Origin of the sequence: Olivibacter ginsenosidimutans (genome assembly GCF_039542865.1) — a bacterium.
Lineage (GTDB): Bacteria > Bacteroidota > Bacteroidia > Sphingobacteriales > Sphingobacteriaceae > Olivibacter > Olivibacter ginsenosidimutans.
Map to the genome: position 1 here is coordinate 89764 of NZ_BAABIQ010000038.1, position 17805 is coordinate 107568.

General features: G+C 39.7%; 17 protein-coding genes. 7 read left to right on the plus strand and 10 right to left on the minus strand.

Going from position 1 to position 17805, the window contains the following annotated elements; genetic code table 11:
* Positions 1-45: 45 nt before the first annotated feature.
* From uppS to ubiE, 7 genes are all read right to left on the minus strand, one after another.
* Entirely contained in the window at positions 46-792 is a 747-nt protein-coding gene (uppS, locus tag ABD930_RS13935; RefSeq protein WP_345232344.1) for an undecaprenyl pyrophosphate synthase, read from the minus strand.
* A 163-nt stretch (positions 793-955) separates the two neighbouring features.
* On the minus strand, positions 956-1846 hold the full coding sequence (locus ABD930_RS13940; RefSeq protein WP_345232345.1) for an NAD kinase: 891 nt from the start codon (positions 1844-1846) through the stop codon (positions 956-958).
* 4 nt (positions 1847-1850) lie between these two features.
* A complete protein-coding gene (locus tag ABD930_RS13945; protein WP_345232346.1) occupies positions 1851-2516 on the minus strand; it encodes a CBS domain-containing protein in 666 nt (221 codons plus the stop codon).
* Positions 2517-2664: 148 nt separating this feature from the next.
* Positions 2665-3426 (minus strand): alpha/beta fold hydrolase, encoded by a 762-nt coding sequence (locus ABD930_RS13950; protein WP_345232347.1) that lies wholly within the window; start codon positions 3424-3426, stop codon positions 2665-2667.
* Positions 3427-3473: 47 nt separating this feature from the next.
* Positions 3474-3923 (minus strand): GatB/YqeY domain-containing protein, encoded by a 450-nt coding sequence (locus ABD930_RS13955; RefSeq protein ID WP_345232348.1) that lies wholly within the window; start codon positions 3921-3923, stop codon positions 3474-3476.
* Positions 3924-4148: 225 nt separating this feature from the next.
* Positions 4149-4904, minus strand: a complete 756-nt coding sequence (locus ABD930_RS13960; RefSeq protein ID WP_345232349.1) for an SDR family oxidoreductase — start codon at positions 4902-4904, stop codon at positions 4149-4151.
* 220 nt (positions 4905-5124) lie between these two features.
* Positions 5125-5859, minus strand: coding sequence for a bifunctional demethylmenaquinone methyltransferase/2-methoxy-6-polyprenyl-1,4-benzoquinol methylase UbiE (ubiE, locus tag ABD930_RS13965; protein ID WP_345232350.1), 735 nt, complete (start codon positions 5857-5859; stop codon positions 5125-5127).
* 87 nt (positions 5860-5946) lie between these two features.
* Between ubiE and yihA the strand changes: the two genes are divergently transcribed.
* From yihA to ABD930_RS13990, 5 genes are all read left to right on the plus strand, one after another.
* Positions 5947-6555 (plus strand): ribosome biogenesis GTP-binding protein YihA/YsxC, encoded by a 609-nt coding sequence (gene yihA / locus ABD930_RS13970; RefSeq protein ID WP_345232351.1) that lies wholly within the window; start codon positions 5947-5949, stop codon positions 6553-6555.
* 16 nt (positions 6556-6571) lie between these two features.
* Entirely contained in the window at positions 6572-7426 is an 855-nt protein-coding gene (locus ABD930_RS13975; protein ID WP_345232352.1) for a UbiA-like polyprenyltransferase, read from the plus strand.
* A gap of 350 nt (positions 7427-7776) precedes the next feature.
* Positions 7777-8604 carry a hypothetical protein gene (locus ABD930_RS13980; protein ID WP_345232353.1) on the plus strand — a complete coding sequence of 276 codons (828 nt, stop codon included), beginning with the start codon at positions 7777-7779 and terminating at the stop codon, positions 8602-8604.
* A 70-nt stretch (positions 8605-8674) separates the two neighbouring features.
* Positions 8675-10396, plus strand: coding sequence for a M3 family oligoendopeptidase (locus tag ABD930_RS13985; RefSeq protein WP_345232354.1), 1722 nt, complete (start codon positions 8675-8677; stop codon positions 10394-10396).
* Between the two features lie 4 nt (positions 10397-10400).
* The gene (locus ABD930_RS13990) at positions 10401-10982 is read left to right on the plus strand and encodes an LOG family protein (protein ID WP_345232355.1); all 582 of its coding nucleotides are present in this window, start codon (positions 10401-10403) and stop codon (positions 10980-10982) included.
* Positions 10983-11034: 52 nt separating this feature from the next.
* Here the strand turns inward: ABD930_RS13990 and ABD930_RS13995 are convergent, their stop codons facing one another.
* Together ABD930_RS13995 and ABD930_RS14000 are read right to left on the minus strand one after the other, a co-directional pair.
* Positions 11035-13104 carry a dipeptidyl-peptidase 3 family protein gene (locus ABD930_RS13995; protein WP_345232356.1) on the minus strand — a complete coding sequence of 690 codons (2070 nt, stop codon included), beginning with the start codon at positions 13102-13104 and terminating at the stop codon, positions 11035-11037.
* A 130-nt stretch (positions 13105-13234) separates the two neighbouring features.
* Positions 13235-13945 (minus strand): hypothetical protein, encoded by a 711-nt coding sequence (locus ABD930_RS14000; protein WP_345232357.1) that lies wholly within the window; start codon positions 13943-13945, stop codon positions 13235-13237.
* Between the two features lie 182 nt (positions 13946-14127).
* Between ABD930_RS14000 and ABD930_RS14005 the strand changes: the two genes are divergently transcribed.
* Positions 14128-15333, plus strand: a complete 1206-nt coding sequence (locus tag ABD930_RS14005; protein WP_345232358.1) for an NAD(P)/FAD-dependent oxidoreductase — start codon at positions 14128-14130, stop codon at positions 15331-15333.
* Positions 15334-15408: 75 nt separating this feature from the next.
* Here the strand turns inward: ABD930_RS14005 and serS are convergent, their stop codons facing one another.
* Positions 15409-16680, minus strand: coding sequence for a serine--tRNA ligase (gene serS / locus ABD930_RS14010; protein WP_345232359.1), 1272 nt, complete (start codon positions 16678-16680; stop codon positions 15409-15411).
* 387 nt (positions 16681-17067) lie between these two features.
* Between serS and rsmI the strand changes: the two genes are divergently transcribed.
* Positions 17068-17733: a 16S rRNA (cytidine(1402)-2'-O)-methyltransferase gene (rsmI, locus tag ABD930_RS14015; RefSeq protein WP_345232360.1), complete on the plus strand. Its 666-nt coding sequence runs from the start codon at positions 17068-17070 to the stop codon at positions 17731-17733.
* Positions 17734-17805 lie beyond the last annotated feature (72 nt).

Sequence of the window (17805 nt, forward strand, 5' to 3'; positions counted from 1 at the left end):
TCCAATAGCAGCTATGTATTTTGGTTAAAAGATTTTTATTCTTGATTATTTTACCTGTTCACTGGTTAATCCGAACCTCCGTTCCCGTTTTTGGTATTCTAAGATGGCCTGATATAAATCATTACGCCTAAAATCTGGCCATAAAGTAGGTGTGAAATACAATTCAGCATACGCTAATTGCCATAACAAGTAATTACTTATCCGTTGTTCACCACTAGTTCGGATCATCAATTCGGGTTCCGGTAATGGATAGGTCTGTAAATGCTGATTCAATAGCTGCTCATCAATGGCGTCTACGTCAAGATCGCCTTCTTTTACTAATTGTGCGAGTGCTTTTGCAGCCTGTGCAATTTCCGACCGCGAGCTATAACTTAACGCCAAGGTCAGCGTACATTTGGTATTTTCTGCTGTTTGCGCAATGCTACGATGTAAAGAATTCAACGCCTTAGTAGGTAACTGCTCTAAATTGCCTATTGCATTTAGCTTTACACCTTTGTCCAACATAATTTTTGTTTCTTTGGCAATCGATGAAACTAAAAGTTCCATAAGGGCTGCAACCTCCAATTTTGGGCGATTCCAGTTTTCTGTAGAAAAGGTATACAGCGTTAAATAAGGAATACCCAAATCTAAAACTCCTTCGATAATGTCACGTACAGATTCAACACCTTTTTTATGGCCAAATACTCTTAATTTTCCTCTTTCTTTAGCCCATCTGCCATTTCCATCCATAATAATGGCAATGTGTTGCGGTAGTTTACTACGATCTAAACGTTCAATAATATTCGTTTCCAAAATTTATATCTTTTTTTCGAAATACATCCTATTTCAAAGCTGCATGATATCCAGCCAATAAAGCTGGTAAAGATAAGACAATTAATTTATAATAGTAGTTGGTTATTCGTTATTGGTACCATTAGCTTTAAGCTTTCCACTCAACTTTAAATTTTAAAACCACTTAATAATTCCTAGTATCCAATCCCCACAGCAATTTATGACGAATAGTGCTAAAAAAGCTTTCGTGTTTTAATCGAATAAGGTTAACCGTAAAATCAGCCCGCTGAATATGAATAACCATTCCTGTATTAACGGTTTCTGTTGTTGAATCACAAGAGAATAAAAATGAATCGCTACGACTTTCCACTTCTATCCGTAAGCGACTATTATCTGCTAAAACAATAGGCCTAACGTTTAGGTTATGCGGAGAAATAGGCGTGATAATAAAATTGCCAGACCCAGGCATAACAATTGGCCCTCCACAGCTCAAAGAGTAAGCCGTAGACCCAGTTGGTGTAGCGATGATCAGCCCATCTGCCCAATAAGCATTTAAAAGCTCATCATTAACATAAGCATGCACCGTAATCATTGCCGAGCTGTCCTTTTTGATGATTGTCATATCATTTAAAGCAAAAGACAACTTTTCTTCTTTCAGCCCATGATCATTTTCCTTATAACTAGCTAAAAGTACCCTGCGCTCAATATCGTACCGACCAGCTAGGAGTTCGACTAAAGCTTCTTTTATTTTATCTTTATTGATGCTAGCCAGAAATCCTAAACGACCAAAATTTATTCCTGTAATAGGAATTCCACTATCTGCCAGAATAGAAACTGCTGCAAGCATGGTACCATCGCCCCCAAGACTTAACATGAAGTGGATATCCTCTGGTAGCTCTTGGTAAGCCGAAAAACTATAGGTGGGTTGTTTCGCTCTAATTTTATCCTGAATGAATGCATTAAAATTATGGTAGACCCAGATTTCAACTCCATTTTGTTCAAGGAGATCAAATAATTCCTGTACATATTGGATAACGGCAGATTGAAATTCTCTACCATAGATAGCTATCTTCATGAGTCTATAAGTCCAAATATTTCATCAGTTGGTCGTAGCGGTCCATCGTGGTATCGTATTCCCTTCTATCGTTGTAAATAGCTTTTACAATATAGTCATGCCTTAAGAAAGAGGCGACAATTGAAGAAATGTCGGTACGATTCAATTTCAACGTAACTTCCAAACGGGTAGAGTCAGGAAAACTTCTTACGCTGGAGCTTAAAATTTGGGTATTATCAGACTCAACGATTTGCGCGATATGTGCCAGTGAATTGTCTCTATTGCCAATTTCCAATACAATAATACCGCCTTGCTCGTCCGACACCAAACTTTCAGACAAATAGTCAATCAGGTTTTCTTGTGAAATAACACCTTTATATTGCTGCTGCTCGTCTACAACCGGTAAAAGATCCAAGTGATGCACCTGAAATAAACGAAGCGCATCATATACATGCTGGCTTTCGAAAACAAATATGATTTGGAGGGCATGTTTGGAGGCAATTGCTTCTAGGCTAATTTCACCAACATGTTCCAATAAATCATCTTCAAACACCAATCCGAGATAAAAGTTGCCTTGAACCACCGGTAATTGAGATACCTTATACTCTGCCATACGGTCTAATAGATAAGGTAGGGTATCTCCCGTTCGTACGGGGTATATATCGTTTTTTATAAGCTCACCTGTAGTCATCACCGTAATTTATTTCTCAAAAGCCATGAAAAGCGATGTCAGCATTTCTTTTTCACCGCTGCAGCTAGATCGCTATTGTTACGCCTTTTTCTATAATGATACGATAAATATAACATTTGGTTTAATTTATCTGTTAAATTCCTCTTATTTATTTCTTCAACTTTCCCAGAAAAACCTGTAACTGCTGATTAAACTGCGTTGGTTGTTCCATCATAGGTGCATGCCCACAGGCATCAATCCACGTAAGTTCTGCATTTGGCAATAAGGCATGAAACTCTTCTGCGACATCGGGAGGTGTCACCCGATCATTTTTCCCCCAAATCAATCCCACCGGTATTTTAATCTTGGGCAACTCCTTTGCCATATTATGCCGAATAGCGGATTTAGCCATGGCAATGGTTTTAATGACTCTTTCCTTGTTGTTTACAGTTGCAAACACTTCGTCAACCAATTCCTTTGTTGCTGTTTTCGGATCATAAAAGGTGAATTCTACCTTCTCTTTAATATAATCATAACTTTCGCGTCTTGGAAAAGTCCCTCCGAAAGAATTTTCATACAAACCAGAGCTGCCCGCTAATACCAAGGCTTTAACATTATCTTGCTGTTCTGCGACGTACATTAACGCAACATGACCTCCCAATGAGTTACCAATAAGCACAAAATCTGCCAATTGCAAATGCTTTACAAATTTTTTAAACCATTTGGTCAGGCTCTTAACGCCAGTTGAAATAATGGGCATATCATAAATAGGCAACATGGGTATGATAATCCGATATTGTCCTTTAAATGTATTAACGGTTTCTTCCCAATTGCTTAATGCGCCCATTAAGCCATGGAGCATGACTAATACTTCCCCCTCGCCTTCATCAATATACTTGAAACCTTTATCTTCCTTGACGGTATACTCCATAAATCCCTTATTTCTAAACGTCTAATGTTGATTAAATGCTTTTCTGCTTAATGTAATAGTTCCTTTACTATTGCCGCAATGGTTTTACCATCTGCTTTCCCAGCCAGTACTTTATTGGCTTGCCCCATCACTTTACCCATATCTTTGATGCCTGTAGCTTGTGTTTCTGTAATCATCAATTTAACCTGCTCGGCGATTTCTTCTTTACTTAACTGCTTCGGCAAATACGTTTCAATAACTTCCTGCTCTTCCTTTTCGATTTGGTATAAATCTGGTCGATTTTGCTGACTATAAATATCAGCCGATTCCTTACGCTGTTTGACCAGCTTTTGTAAAACTTTTATTTCTGTTTCTTCAGATAAGGTTTCACCAGCATCTTTCTCTGTTTTCGCCAGTAATAATGCCGATTTAATTGCTCTTAATCCTCTTAGTTTTGCTTGATCTTTAGCCAGCATAGCGGCCTTAATATCTTGATTTATTCTATCTTCCAGTGCCATTTTAATTTATGGTTACGCTTAATGAATTATACCGAATAATAAACGAACAATCAAACCTATACGCTTGTTTCCCGGCAAAACTACTTATTTTGTCGATAAATTAAATAGTTATCCTAAGTATTTACCTTAGAATTACTGCTTAAAGTTCAAAAACATCCAATAGCATCTTTAATTACTTATTGTTTTTTAGTGTATTACAAATAAGTTTTTCGTCACGCAATGTACTTATTGCTTATTAAAAATGGTTGCCGAAGCTTGCGCGGTGGGCATTAATAACAAATCATTTACATTAACGTGTGCCGGACGGGAGGCCACAAACCAAATCGCCTCCGCCACATCTGCCGCAGTTAGGGGATCAAATCCGTCATAAACTTTCTTTGCTCTCTCCTGATCACCTTTGAACCGTACAATAGAAAACTCTGTTTCTACAGCGCCAGGATCGACACTGCTTACTTTAATATGATAAGGTAACAAGTCGATGCGCATGGCTTTTGTGAGCGCATCAACTGCATGTTTCGTCGCACAATATACATTGCCATTCGGATAAACTTCTTTACCGGCAATAGATCCGATATTGATAATATGTCCACTCTTGCGTTCTTGCATACCCGGAGCAACCAAGCGACTTACATAAAGTAATCCTTTGACATTCGTATCAATCATACGATCCCAATCGGCCGTATCTCCCTCATGAATTGGCTCCAAACCCTGACTCAATCCGGCATTATTGATTAATATATCAATCACCTTCCACTCCTCTGGTAGTTCATTCCACACTTTTTCTACCAAGGCCTTATCCTGTACATCAACACCTACTGTGCGGATTTGTACGCCATATTTATTTTGAAGATCTGTTGCCATAGCATGCAACCGATCTATTCTCCTAGAGGCCAATAATAGGTTGAATTTTTCGCGAGCAAATATTTCTGCACAGGCAAAACCTATACCCGAACTTGCTCCCGTTATAAAAACTGTTTTCATCTGTCAATAATTATTCGTGTTTTTATATTTTACTGTCACCCCCATGAACTGCTTGGTAATAAAGCCCTCCATTTTTTACCCTGTGCCAGAACCGTTTTGTCGTTTCTACGGATGTCTTTTATTTCGATACTACAACTTCAATTAAAATAAATAAATATGTCATAATCAATAATTTATATATTGATATATTATGTGTTTATTCTTATCTTTTGCATGTTGCTCATTTAGTAGCAATATAAATGGTACAGATACCAAAGGTCTGTGGCCGACAGAGGGCATCCGAAAACCCTACCTTCCGTAATATGGAAGCAAAACGCTCGCCATCTGGGAATTGAACAACTGATTCAGGAAGATATGTGTAAGCAGCTTTGTCTTTGGAAAATAAGCGACCAAAAAAAGGCATAAGTGTTCTCGAATACAGTTGGTACAATTGCTTCACTGGAAATGCTTTTGGATTGGAAAATTCCAAAATCACTGCCTTGCCACCAGGCCGTAACACCCGCCAAATATCGGCCAAACCCTTTTCCAAATGCTCAAAATTACGCACACCGAAAGCAACCGTAACAGCGTCAAAAACGGCTTCTTCAAAAGGCAATCTTTCCGAATCGCCTAAGACTACCTTAAATTGCTGTTGAAGACCTCTCTTCATTATTTTATCTCGCGCAATGGTCAACATTCCTTCGGAGATATCCACTCCGGTAATCTGCTCGGGATTTAAGATTTTTATGGCTTCAAAAGCAAAGTCTCCCGTGCCAGTTGCCACATCTAATATTTCCTTAGGTTGCAAGGTTTTTAATGCTTTAATGGCTTTCTTTCGCCAGATAATATCTATTCCAAAAGACAGAAAATGATTCAGAAAATCATAGGTGCCGGAAATATTGTTGAACATGGTTGCCACCTGTTCTTTCTTGCCGGTAGGATTATCCTTATAGGGCGTAATTGTTTTTGACGTCATGTGTACGCAAACTTATATAAATTCCCTACAACTAGCAAGCGAAACACGCAACTCCACAACTCACAACTAATTTCCTATCTTTGTTTCATGGTAATCAAAAGCGCTGAATTTATTTGCAGCAATACAAAAACAGATAAGCTTCCTAATCCTACTTTGCCTGAATACGCCTTTATTGGCCGTTCAAATGTAGGGAAGTCGTCCTTAATAAATGCCTTAACGCAACGTAAACATTTGGCCAAAACCTCACAAACACCGGGAAAAACGCAATTAATCAATCATTTTTTGATCAATGGCGATTGGTATTTGGTAGATTTACCCGGATACGGGTACGCCAAAACTTCACGTACTAACCGTGCGGAATGGGGAAAGTTTATTAAAAAGTATTTATTTACACGGGAAAACTTACAATGCGTTTTTGTCTTAGTTGATAGCAGGCTGACACCGCAAAAAATCGACTTGGATTTCTGTTGTTTATTAGGTGAAAAAGGTATCCCCTTCCAATTGATCTTTACCAAAGCCGATAAGCTATCACGCGTAAAGTCGGAACACAACATTGGGCTTTTTTGTCAGTCACTTATGCAATGGTTTGAAGAAACACCACCATATTACCTCACTTCTGCCGAAACCCGGCTCGGATGTGATGAAATCCTGACATTAATCAACGAAGTTAATCTTAAGTTTACACCGCTATTTTGAATATTGAATAAACAGCATGAAGAAATATTTTTCTCTAGTCCTTTTTGCTCATAGTATTTTTGCTTTACCTTTTGCCTTTATTGGTTTTTTCCTAGCCGTTCATAATACGAACCATCACTTTAATTGGCTCTTGTTAGTACTCATGCTTATTTGCATGGTAACGGCACGAAATTCGGCAATGGCTTTTAATCGCTATCTGGATCGGGATATTGATGCGCTTAATCCACGTACCGCTATGCGGGATATTCCGGCAGGAAGAATTAGCGCCAAGGGAGCATTGGTATTCACGATTGTCAATTGCCTCTTGTTTATCTTAGCAACTTATTTTATCAATCCCATTTGCTTTTATCTATCCCCTGTTGCCCTCTTTGTTGTCCTGTTTTACAGCTACACGAAACGGATTACACCGCTCTGCCATTTAGTTTTGGGTTTGGGATTGGGTTTAGCGCCTCTTGGTGCTTATCTGGTGGTGACCGGAAGCTTTAATATCATACCCGTTATGTACGCCTTATCCGTTCTATTTTGGGTAGGCGGCTTTGATATTATTTATGCATTACAGGATGAGGAATTCGACCGCGCCCATCACTTAAACTCTATTCCCGCTTATTTTGGCAAAAAAGGTGCTTTGCGGATTTCCGAAATATTTCACTTCTTATCTGCATGCTGTGTCATTGTTCCCATGTTCTACATGCATTTAAGCTGGTTCTATTTGGCCGGCGTGGTATTTTACTGCTGCTTGCTGATTTATCAACATTTGATTGTGAGTCCAACCGATCTTCGCCGGGTTAATCGCGCCTTCATGACCACTAATGGTATCGCTTCGGTTATTTTTGCCGTTTTCTTTTTGCTGGATATTTATTTTTTTGGATGAAAATAAGTTGAAGCACCACCTTGACACCTTTAGTTATGGCTTGCTTTCAACCCAATTCAACAACATCGCTTATCCATGTCCTATTCTCCCTATCCCCGTACATCTTCCGTGCTAAAGAAAAGCAAAGGAACACGGAGGAAGATTGGAAGGACTGTAAAGGGATAGGTGGATCTAACGTGGACAAAAGGTGGACTTGACATGGATTTCACGCGGATTTGAAAAAAAATTTAAGGAAAAAAGTAAGGATTTTAGCTAGATCAGATCGTTGATGAAACGTATTTGCGAAAATACAAAAAATATCGTAAAATGCATCAATAATTAACACCTATTTACAATCAATTTATAAACAAATGGCCGAACAAACTGGTATTATTAAACTGAGTGGCAAATTAGGCGATCTTGTCCATTACGAACGCGGTGGCAAACACTTTTCCAAAACAGCAGCACAGGGCGAGCACAAATTTTCTGCGGGAAGCGTAGCCGCCCAGCACAGTTTTGGCTTAGGAAGCGCTATGGGAAAGCAGCTAAAATCAGCTTTCAAGCCTTTACTGGATGGCTATAAATACCAAGGAATTCATAACCGGCTAACCGAAATCTGCAAGCAGATATACCGCGCCGGTCCATTATATCTAACAGAAAAGCTTTATTTCACCGATTATAATATCAAGGCCTTAACTGGCTTCAATTTTAATAAATTCACGGCTTTTGATACATTGGTCATCGACAACCCTGTTCAGTTAGATTATCATACCAAGGGTATCGTTGACATTTCCATTAGGCAACACCGACCTACTGCCTGCTTTTTCCGTAACACTAAAACCCGTGCCGCGGCCCTACAGTTTTTGTTCAGCATCATCGATCTGGAAACGTCAACGTTTAGTAATTTTTTGATACCTGAAATCGTCATACCGTTTAATCAGACTCGGTTTCCAGGTAAGAAAGGAAAAATACAACTCTCATCATTAGACAACAAACTTCTCCTCTGTACTGCTCAGGTAAGATACTACTGCGATAATGAATTACAATATTATTCGGGCAACCGAAAATTAATTGCTGCACAGATCGATCATGTTGCCCATATGAAAGAGGGAGCTTGGGTAGATTACCCACAGCCTATTCCGGAAAAATCCATCAAGAAAGCAGATCAACATCCCACAACACCCATTATATGGGAATAAATTTACCTGCTCCAAACACAATGAACCCTAAACTTTATACGTTATACCACAATAGAAGAAGGAAAAATTTATGCAAATACTTCGTAGAAAGAACCGCGTCTTTGTACCTGAAAATCTGGAGGTCACCTGGGAAAATTTAGCCCCCTTATTCCAAGAATTGCAGCAGCGTCCTATCTCCTCATTAGAAGATTTGACGCAGTGGATGCAGGACCGTAGTGAATTGGAAGCTGCCTTGGAAGAAGATTTTGCCTGGCGATATATCCGCATGACATGCAATACGGCTGATGAGGAATTGGTACAAGCCTTTCAATATTTTGCAACGGAAATAGAACCTAAAATTGCCCCCATTAGCAATGAATTGAACAAAAAATTAATGGCTATTTCCTTTATTGATGATCTAGATCAGGAAAAATATTTCATTTACCTACGCCATGTAAAAAAAGCCCTCGAGCTGTTTCGTGACGAAAATATCCCGTTACTTACCGAGATTCAGGTGGAACAGCAAAAATACCAAGGCATTACGGGCGCCATGGAGGTAGAACTAAATGGTCAAAGCTACACTTTACCTCAAGCTGCCGCATTTTTGAAAGATCCCGACAGGGAAAAACGCGCTTCAGTATGGCATAAAATTACGAGTAGGCGCCTACAGGATAAAGACCAACTCAACTCTCTGTTTGATAAATTATTACAATTGCGACATCAGGTTGCCCGAAATGCAGGCTTTGAAAATTACCGCGATTACATGTTTCAAGCCATGGGTCGCTTTGATTATACACCACAAGATTGTTATGCTTTTCATGCAGCGATTGAAAAAGAAGTCGTTCCAGTATTAACAGAAAAAGCTACCATACGGCAACAGGCGCTTCAATTAAGCTCCTTAAAACCTTGGGATTTAGAGGTTGATATCAGTGGAAAGCCAGCCTTAAAACCATTTATCAGCGGAACAGAGCTTATTGAAAAGACTATTACCTGCTTTAGTCGACTAGATACCTATATGGGCCAGTGCCTTACTTTTATGAAAGAAAAAGGCCTCTTTGATGTTGAAAGTCGAAAGGGAAAGGCTCCAGGAGGTTATAATTATCCATTAGCCGAAAGTGGCGCTCCGTTTATTTTCATGAATGCTGCCAGTACCTTTCGGGATTTAACAACGATGGTACACGAAGGTGGCCATGCTATCCATACTTTTCTTTCCGCTCCTTTAGAGTTAAACGATTTTAAGCATCTGACCAGCGAAATTGCGGAATTGGCGTCCATGAGCATGGAACTAATCTCTATGGACCACTGGAATATATTTTTTAATGATCAGGAAGATCTTATCCGTGCTAAAAAAGAACAACTGGAGGATATCTTAAAGACTCTTCCTTGGGTAGCTGTAGTTGATCAATTCCAACATTGGCTTTACACCAATCCTGAACATACGCATGAGCAGCGCGATCAGGCCTGGAACCAAATTTTTGATCAGTTTGGTGCCAATTTTGCGGATTGGACAGACTTGGAAGAAGCCAAAACGAATTTATGGCAAAAACAACTGCATCTATTTGAAGTACCCTTTTACTATATCGAATATGGTATGGCTCAATTGGGAGCTATCGCGGTATGGAAAAATTATAAAGAGAATCCTGAACAGGGACTTCGACAATATATGGAAGCTCTGAAATTAGGCTACACCAAGACCATTCCGGAAACGTATAAAACCGCAGGTATTGAATTTAACTTCAGCCAATCCTATGTAAAAGAATTGATCACCTTTGTTCAACAAGAGTACGAGGCCTTGCATATAGAAAACGATTAAAGAGATGAAGCATATTACGGTATTTTGTGGCTCAAATATGGGCACGCAACCGATCTATGAAGCTGAAGCAACACGGTTGGGCGAAAGCCTAGCCCAGCAACATATACAACTTATCTATGGTGGAACAAAAGTTGGCCTAATGGGCGCTGTAGCTAATGGCGCACTTCAACAGGGCGGTGAGGTAATTGGAGTGCTCCCCGATTTTCTCATGAAAAAGGAAATCGCCCATGAGGGTATCACCAAGCTACATATCGTCGAAACCATGCATCAACGTAAAACGATGATGCATGATTTATCCGATGGCTTTATCGCTCTCCCCGGAGGTTTCGGCACCATGGAAGAGCTATTTGAAATCATCACTTGGGCACAATTAGGGCTGCATCAAAAACCCATTGGAGTATTGAATACGTATGGATTTTATAACAACCTGGAATTGTTATTACGCCATATGGTATTTTGTGGCTTTTTAAAAGAGGTTAACTTCGATATGTTGCTCGTTGATGAAAGTATAACGGGTTTATTGGATAAAATGCGCACCTATCAAGCGCCATCAGTAGGAAAATGGCTAGCAAAAGAAGAGGTGTAAAGTAAAGAAGGGTTTAATCCCACATCTTACTTAACACCTCTTTTCTATTCTTTTAATTCTTTATAGGCAAAAAAGAATACGCTTTACCATAACCTAACATCTGTTCATATAAAGACGCCGGATATTCTACTTTAACATCCGTAATTTTACCGTCTTTTTCTTCGGCAACTAACTTCGGTTGAATAAAGCCTTTATACGGTTTAACATTCAATTTAGCAAAACGATCAAGTACCTCTTTATGCAATTCCTGATTCACTTTTACGCCATAATTTTCGACTAGATTCTTCCCTGCTTCATAATCGCCTTCAGATTTTACCCGTTGAATCTCTCGTAGTAAGTCACCAAATAACACACGCAATTTATCATAGTCATTAATCTGAACATAGGTTTTACCCTGTTCTTTGACAAACTCCACTACCTTATCTTTTTTGCCATGTTCATACACCCAGTAGGCATTCAATGCGCGGTTACGCATATGCGCCTCCTCAATGTTATCACCCAGTTTTAACCGAGTAAGCTGCGTCATTAAGCCATTCATCATATAACTGTCGTACTCAGCTTTTCCCACTTCTAAAGAGGGCATCACACCGATCTCTACTAATTTGGGATCTAAGATATAGTACAGCGCAACCAAGTCGGCACGCGCCTCTTCCAAACAGGAAGCATAACTCTTCAAGGTTTTATCAGGCGTCCCTACTCCCGGATTAATCTGCCCGGACGCATGTCCGATACATTCGTGCATATCGGTGTGCAAATCACTACCCAGATTACCATATTCCTTCAGTCGCTTCAGCTTTTCGGGATCGTTCATAAATTCATCTAAAAGACCACTGCTAGCGCTACTTTCATTATACGCATGGATAATGTTACTCAAGGAAACCGACTTCGAACCATATTCCTTACGTAACCAATCCGAATTGGGTAAATTGATACCAATCGGCGTGCTGGGGGCTGCATCGCCTGCTTCGACTATGGCTGTAATGGCTTTAGCACTAATCCCTTTCACTGTCTTTTTCTTATGCTCCGGTTTAAGCGGTGAATGGTCCTCAAACCACTGTGCTTGATCAGCGATGGCTTTAATACGTTTGGTGGTTTCAAAATCCCTTAGCGATAGCACAGACTCATAACTGCCCTTGATTCCTATCGCATCGTTATACACTTCGATAAAGCCGTTGGCAAAATCGATGGTTGAAGTTGTATCCTGTACCCATGAAATATTATATTCGTCCCATTTTTTTAGATCGCCCGTTTTATAGTAATCAACTAATAATGAAAGCGTATGCGCTTGCTGCTCATTTTCGGCAAAAGGTATTGCTTTTCCCAACCAGCTCACCATCTTTTCTATGGCTGATCCGTACATACCACCTACTTTCCACACCTTCTCTTGTACTTTACCATCAAGTTTGATAACCTTGCTATTTAATCCCCATTCCGGGTCCTGCCCCGTGTGGGGGAACGTGTTATAAAAGGCCTCAACCTCTTGCTGTGTTACTCCTTCATAAAAGTTATTCGATGATTGGGCCACATGATCTATCCCCTCGGTTAGATTAACCATTTTGGGTTCAACAGTTGGATCGAATATAATCGGTTTTATCCGATCAAGGAAAGCATCTACCGATTCGCCGGTTTCCAGGGGTAGTGTTTTTTCATCACAGGCTTTTACCAAGTCGGCAAAATATTCAAAAGAGCATTCGGGTACAAACTTATCGTTTGAGTAATGGTGATGATTGCCATTACTGAACCAAAAACGACCAGTATAGGTTTTGAATTTATCCCAATCGCTTCCTGATTGCGTGGTCTTAGGGTTATTAAAAATCGCTTCCAGAGTCTTGCGGATGCTTAGGTTATTCTTTCCGCGTTGGTCATATATGATATCTCTACCCGATAAAGCAGCTTGGTATAAATAATACGCCAAGGTTTTTTGCTTTAAATTCAATTGATCCCAACCCGGCACCTGATAACGTAAAATTTCCAAGTCTGCAAAAGCATCGACCGAAACGTTAAACGAGTCGTTTGTTTCTTCCGTAGTACTGTTTGAAGACGTCGAAGGATTACAGGAATACATTCCGCCAGACAATAATAAGCCAGACAGCAAGGTCATTGTTAGTTTTTTATTCATCATGAAGTGGTTCTTATAAAGGGCTAAAGATAGGATTTTTTGTGTCACTTTTTTCCGCAAACTACGATTAGCTTGAATGCCTTGAAAAACAAGCAAGACATGAAAAAAGTAAAGAAAAAGTTGATTAATAAACTCAAGCAATCTGCTTCATCAATGTTCGCTTTGCTAGCGGTAACAATGTCTGATCTAAAGGGAACGTTAAATCACTTTCAACATGATAAACTGCCGGATTGGGCAAGGCTTTACGTTGGTGTATCAGCTCTTTTCGAATGGACGCCGGATTATGATAAACAAATGCATGATCATAGGTAGTAACATAATGGGTATGTACTCCACGGTATTTTTCATCTTTGCCTTCGAAGAGTGTGGCATGATATTCGTAAACTAAGGTGCCTTTTTGATCGCCGTTACGTAACAGTAAATAGCCACTATCTGTATATAAAGGGATAAGTCCAACAGGTTCTATGCTGAGGTGGCTTGCGACAAAATCATAGATTTCTTTGCCTTCTTTAAGTGTTTTATCGATTTTCCCTAGCGCGTAAATAATGATTTGTTCAATTTCAAGCAGGATATCATCATCATTCACTAATTTTTCATAATTCAGGCGAATGGCTTTGGTATCTGCATGAGTCAATCGTACAGGAAAGGAGTCTTGTAAAGTGGTCTTATCTTTTTTAAATTTTTGCAGATTATTGTAATGGAATACCAAATCATTCAAATTTGGATACAGGCGTGTCTTGTGAAAATGATGGTTGATTTCTTTGAGATACCCCAATAACTGGTATTTTTTATATTCAAAATCAAGCGGAACTTCAATAAACCAATTTGCGTTTAAATTCGCCATAAAGACCTCCGGTTTTTTGTTTCAAATTAATCTTTTTTTTCCAAATAGACAAATGTTCATTAAATCGCTACCTATTCTCCGCTTATTGGCAACAACAAACTACGTAGCCAGCTAGCATGAAGATTAAATCAATCAACGCAAACATTTTCGGGGCAAAAAGGTTATTCAAAACAAAAACGTACATGGATTTACATTCCGGATCACCTTTTTGGGCACTTAAAAACCCTCTTTTTCAGGAAACAGATACCTTAACCGAACCGATACAGACTGATGTTTTAATTATCGGATCGGGCATCACTGGCGCATTAGTAGCTCACGAACTATGCACAGCGGGCATCGCCTGTGCGATAGTAGATAAGCGTTCCATTGCCGGCGGAAGTACTTCGGCTAGTACTGCGCAGCTACAATATGAAATTGATGTTCCGCTACATGAACTGGCGGAGCAGGTGGGTGAAGAAAAAGCAGCATTCGCTTACCGAGCAAGCTTAAAATCAATAGCCGATCTCAAAAAAGTGGTTAAACAGACCGGTATATCGGCAGAATTTACACAAGTGCCAACTCTGCTGCTGGCCAGCAATAGAAAGGGACTGCGTGCCCTGAAAGAAGAATACGCTATCCGTACCAAACATAAACTTCCCGTAAGCTTCTTAGATCGGGAAGCCCTTAAAGAAACCTATGACATTGATCGTTTCGGAGCACTTAAAAATAATGCTTCTGCACAGATCGATTGTTACCGCATGGCCACCGAATTACTGGGTTATCACCGAAATAATCACCAGTTGAAATTATTTCCTTATACGGAAGTGATCGCTTACAAAAGGAATGCAGATCATTTTATTGTAGAAACGCAAAAAGGAGTTTCCATTAGCTGTAAGTATATGGTCATCGCTGCCGGCTTTGAAGCCGGAAGATTTCTTCCTAAAAAGGTAATGAAACTTATTTCTACCTATGCGCTAGTCTCAGAACCTTTACCCACTGAAAGCTTATGGCCAGAACGTTGCCTTATCTGGGAAACCCGGCAACCTTATTTCTATTTGCGGACCACCTCTGATAATCGTATTATGATGGGTGGAGAAGATATTCCGTTTAAAAATGCGGCACTTCGTGACATCAAGTTGCCTGAAAAAACTAAAGTTCTGGAAAATAAATTCCGCAAATTATTTCCACATATTCCAATGGTTACTGATTTTTCGTGGTGCGGCACCTTTAGTTCTACAAATGATGGTTTACCCTATATCGGTGAGTATAAAGATAAAAAGAATCTTTTCTTTGCCTTAGGTTATGGAGGTAATGGCATTACCTTTAGCATGATTGCCGCTCAATTGATACGGAACAAAATCCAAGGAAAGAAAGATAAGCGAGAGGAAGTTTTTGGTTTTGAGCGGTAGTTAAGTTGCATAGTAGTTGAGTAGTTAAAACGACTGTCACTACTCAACTATTTCTCTTCTTCTCTACTCAACTATTCAGGAAATCCACTCAAATCCAGTATAAGGCACTAGTACTTCTGGGATACGGATTCCTTGATCGCTTTGATTTTCTTCTAAAATACATGCGACAATCCGTGGTAGAGCCAAAGCACTGCCATTTAAGGTATGCGCCAAATGCATTTTACCATCTTTCCCTTTAAAGCGAGCCTTCAGTCGATTACTTTGATACGTTTCGAAGTTAGATACGGAAGAAACTTCTAACCACCGTTTCTGCGCGCCACTCCACACTTCCATGTCATAGGTCATTGCCGATGTAAAGCCCATATCACCCCCACAAAGGCGCAATACCCGATAAGGTAATTCCAGTTTTTGCAATAAAGACTGTACGTAGGTGCTCATCTCTTCTAATACTTCATAAGATTTATCTGGATGGACGATCTGTACCAATTCTACCTTATCAAATTGATGAAGTCGATTTAATCCACGCACATGTGCACCGTAAGAGCCTGCTTCCCGCCTAAAACAAGGTGTATATGCCGTATTTTTTATAGGAAAATCTTCTTCTTTCAAAATGTCTCCCCGATACATATTCGTAACGGGTACTTCAGCGGTAGGAATTAAATACAAATCATCCGCACCTACGTAATACATTTGCCCTTCCTTGTCTGGCAATTGCCCTGTACCGAAACCAGAATCGCCATTAATCAAAATGGGCACCTGTACTTCACGATAACCATTTGCCGTAGCTTGATCTAGAAAGAAATTAATTAAAGCTCGTTGTAAGCGCGCGCCCTTTCCCTTATAAACAGGAAAACCTGCGCCACTTACTTTTACACCCAGTTCAAAATCAATGATATCGTACTTCGCTGCCAACTCCCAATGAGGGAGCGCATTTTCTGGAAGTACAGGCTTCTCGCCATGCTCCAATACGACTTCATTATCATTGGCAGAAATACCAGTTGGCACATCCTTATAAGGTAAGTTTGGCAACAGTACCAGCTTTTGCTGAAATTCGCTTTCCAAGACTTGCAGCTGCTCATGTAGAACCTTTGCCTGCTCTTTCGATTCACCCGTCCTTACTTTAAGAAGATCTGCTTCTTCGCGCTTCCCTTGACGCATTAAATCACCAATCTGTTTTGCTGCTGCATTAGCCTCCGCAGAAATAGACTCAGACCTCGATTTAATGGAACGTATTTCTTCATCTAAATGAATCAACTCATCTACCAATTCGGTCTGGGTAAAGTTACGAACAGCTAAACGCTGGATAACTTTATCTCTGTTTTCACGGATGTAACTAATTTGCAACATATATTTTATAAGTTTGTTGCTGCAAAGATATTAAAAAGTAAAAATTAAAAAGTAAAAAGTAAAAACCGAACCCGAGTATCGGGTAAGCTCATTGATACCTTTGAAATTGAACACAATATCAATAACCCCGAAGGGCTCATTGATACCTTTGAAATTGAACACAATATCAATAACCCCGAAGGGCTCATTGATACCTTTGAAATTGAACACAATATCAATAATTAAAAGTAAAAAGCTCTTTAGCTTTTGTGAGTTGTTTCTTGTCTGTTGCGCGTGTTTAGTAAAAGTACAAACACGTATAGCTCATATCTTTAAAACGAGGTTCTGATACTGATGTCAACATGAACTCACAACTCATAACTCATAACTAACTCATAACTTCAAAACATGCTCTACCTTGTTCCAACACCAATAGGTAATTTAGAAGACATGACATTTAGGGCCATACGGATTTTAAAGGAAGCAGATGTCATTTTAGCGGAAGATACGCGCACCAGTGCACCTTTACTCAAACATTTCGGTATTGATAAAAAAGCGTATGCTCATCACCAGCATAATGAGCATAAAGCCCTTCCCGAAATTATCCGATTTTTAAAAGAAGGGCAAAGTGTTGCGCTCATTTCGGATGCCGGCACCCCAGCAATATCCGATCCCGGTTTTCTTTTGGTGCGTGAAGCGATCAAAGAAGGATTAGCCGTTTGCTGCCTTCCGGGAGCGACAGCTTTTGTACCGGCTTTGGTTAGTTCAGGCTTGCCTGCTGATAGTTTTGTCTTTGAAGGCTTTTTACCAGTGAAAAAAGGGCGACAAACAAAGCTGAAATCACTCGTGGAAGAGCACCGTACAATCATTTTTTATGAATCACCTCATCGATTGCTCAAAACCCTCCAAGAATTTAAAGACATTTTTGGTGATGATCGACTGCTTAGTGTCTCTCGGGAGATTAGCAAAATCTATGAAGAAACCGTACGGGGAACGATTAGCGAAGTAATCGCACATTTTGAAAACAATACGCTAAAAGGGGAGTTTGTTATTTGTTTAGCGGGAAAATCGTAAATTAGCGTAAATTTTTGTGCGTTACGCGTTGTGTGCGTAGTTCGGTTGTTAATTAACTGATCATGTATATTC

Bases quoted from the DNA above. Each gene is read 5' to 3' on its own strand.
- ABD930_RS13980 (WP_345232353.1), top strand. From the start codon at position 7,777: ATGGCCGAACAAACTGGTATTATTAAACTGAGTGGCAAATTAGGCGAT.
- ABD930_RS14000 (WP_345232357.1), bottom strand. From the start codon at position 13,945: ATGGCGAATTTAAACGCAAATTGGTTTATTGAAGTTCCGCTTGATTTT.
- ABD930_RS13995 (WP_345232356.1), bottom strand. From the start codon at position 13,104: ATGATGAATAAAAAACTAACAATGACCTTGCTGTCTGGCTTATTATTG.
- ABD930_RS13955 (WP_345232348.1), bottom strand. From the start codon at position 3,923: ATGGCACTGGAAGATAGAATAAATCAAGATATTAAGGCCGCTATGCTG.
- yihA (WP_345232351.1), top strand. From the start codon at position 5,947: ATGGTAATCAAAAGCGCTGAATTTATTTGCAGCAATACAAAAACAGAT.
- ABD930_RS13945 (WP_345232346.1), bottom strand. From the start codon at position 2,516: ATGACTACAGGTGAGCTTATAAAAAACGATATATACCCCGTACGAACG.
- ABD930_RS13975 (WP_345232352.1), top strand. From the start codon at position 6,572: ATGAAGAAATATTTTTCTCTAGTCCTTTTTGCTCATAGTATTTTTGCT.
- ABD930_RS14005 (WP_345232358.1), top strand. From the start codon at position 14,128: ATGGATTTACATTCCGGATCACCTTTTTGGGCACTTAAAAACCCTCTT.
- ABD930_RS13960 (WP_345232349.1), bottom strand. From the start codon at position 4,904: ATGAAAACAGTTTTTATAACGGGAGCAAGTTCGGGTATAGGTTTTGCC.
- ABD930_RS13990 (WP_345232355.1), top strand. From the start codon at position 10,401: ATGAAGCATATTACGGTATTTTGTGGCTCAAATATGGGCACGCAACCG.
- ABD930_RS13985 (WP_345232354.1), top strand. From the start codon at position 8,675: ATGCAAATACTTCGTAGAAAGAACCGCGTCTTTGTACCTGAAAATCTG.
- rsmI (WP_345232360.1), top strand. From the start codon at position 17,068: ATGCTCTACCTTGTTCCAACACCAATAGGTAATTTAGAAGACATGACA.
- ABD930_RS13940 (WP_345232345.1), bottom strand. From the start codon at position 1,846: ATGAAGATAGCTATCTATGGTAGAGAATTTCAATCTGCCGTTATCCAA.
- ABD930_RS13950 (WP_345232347.1), bottom strand. From the start codon at position 3,426: ATGGAGTATACCGTCAAGGAAGATAAAGGTTTCAAGTATATTGATGAA.
- serS (WP_345232359.1), bottom strand. From the start codon at position 16,680: ATGTTGCAAATTAGTTACATCCGTGAAAACAGAGATAAAGTTATCCAG.
- ubiE (WP_345232350.1), bottom strand. From the start codon at position 5,859: ATGACGTCAAAAACAATTACGCCCTATAAGGATAATCCTACCGGCAAG.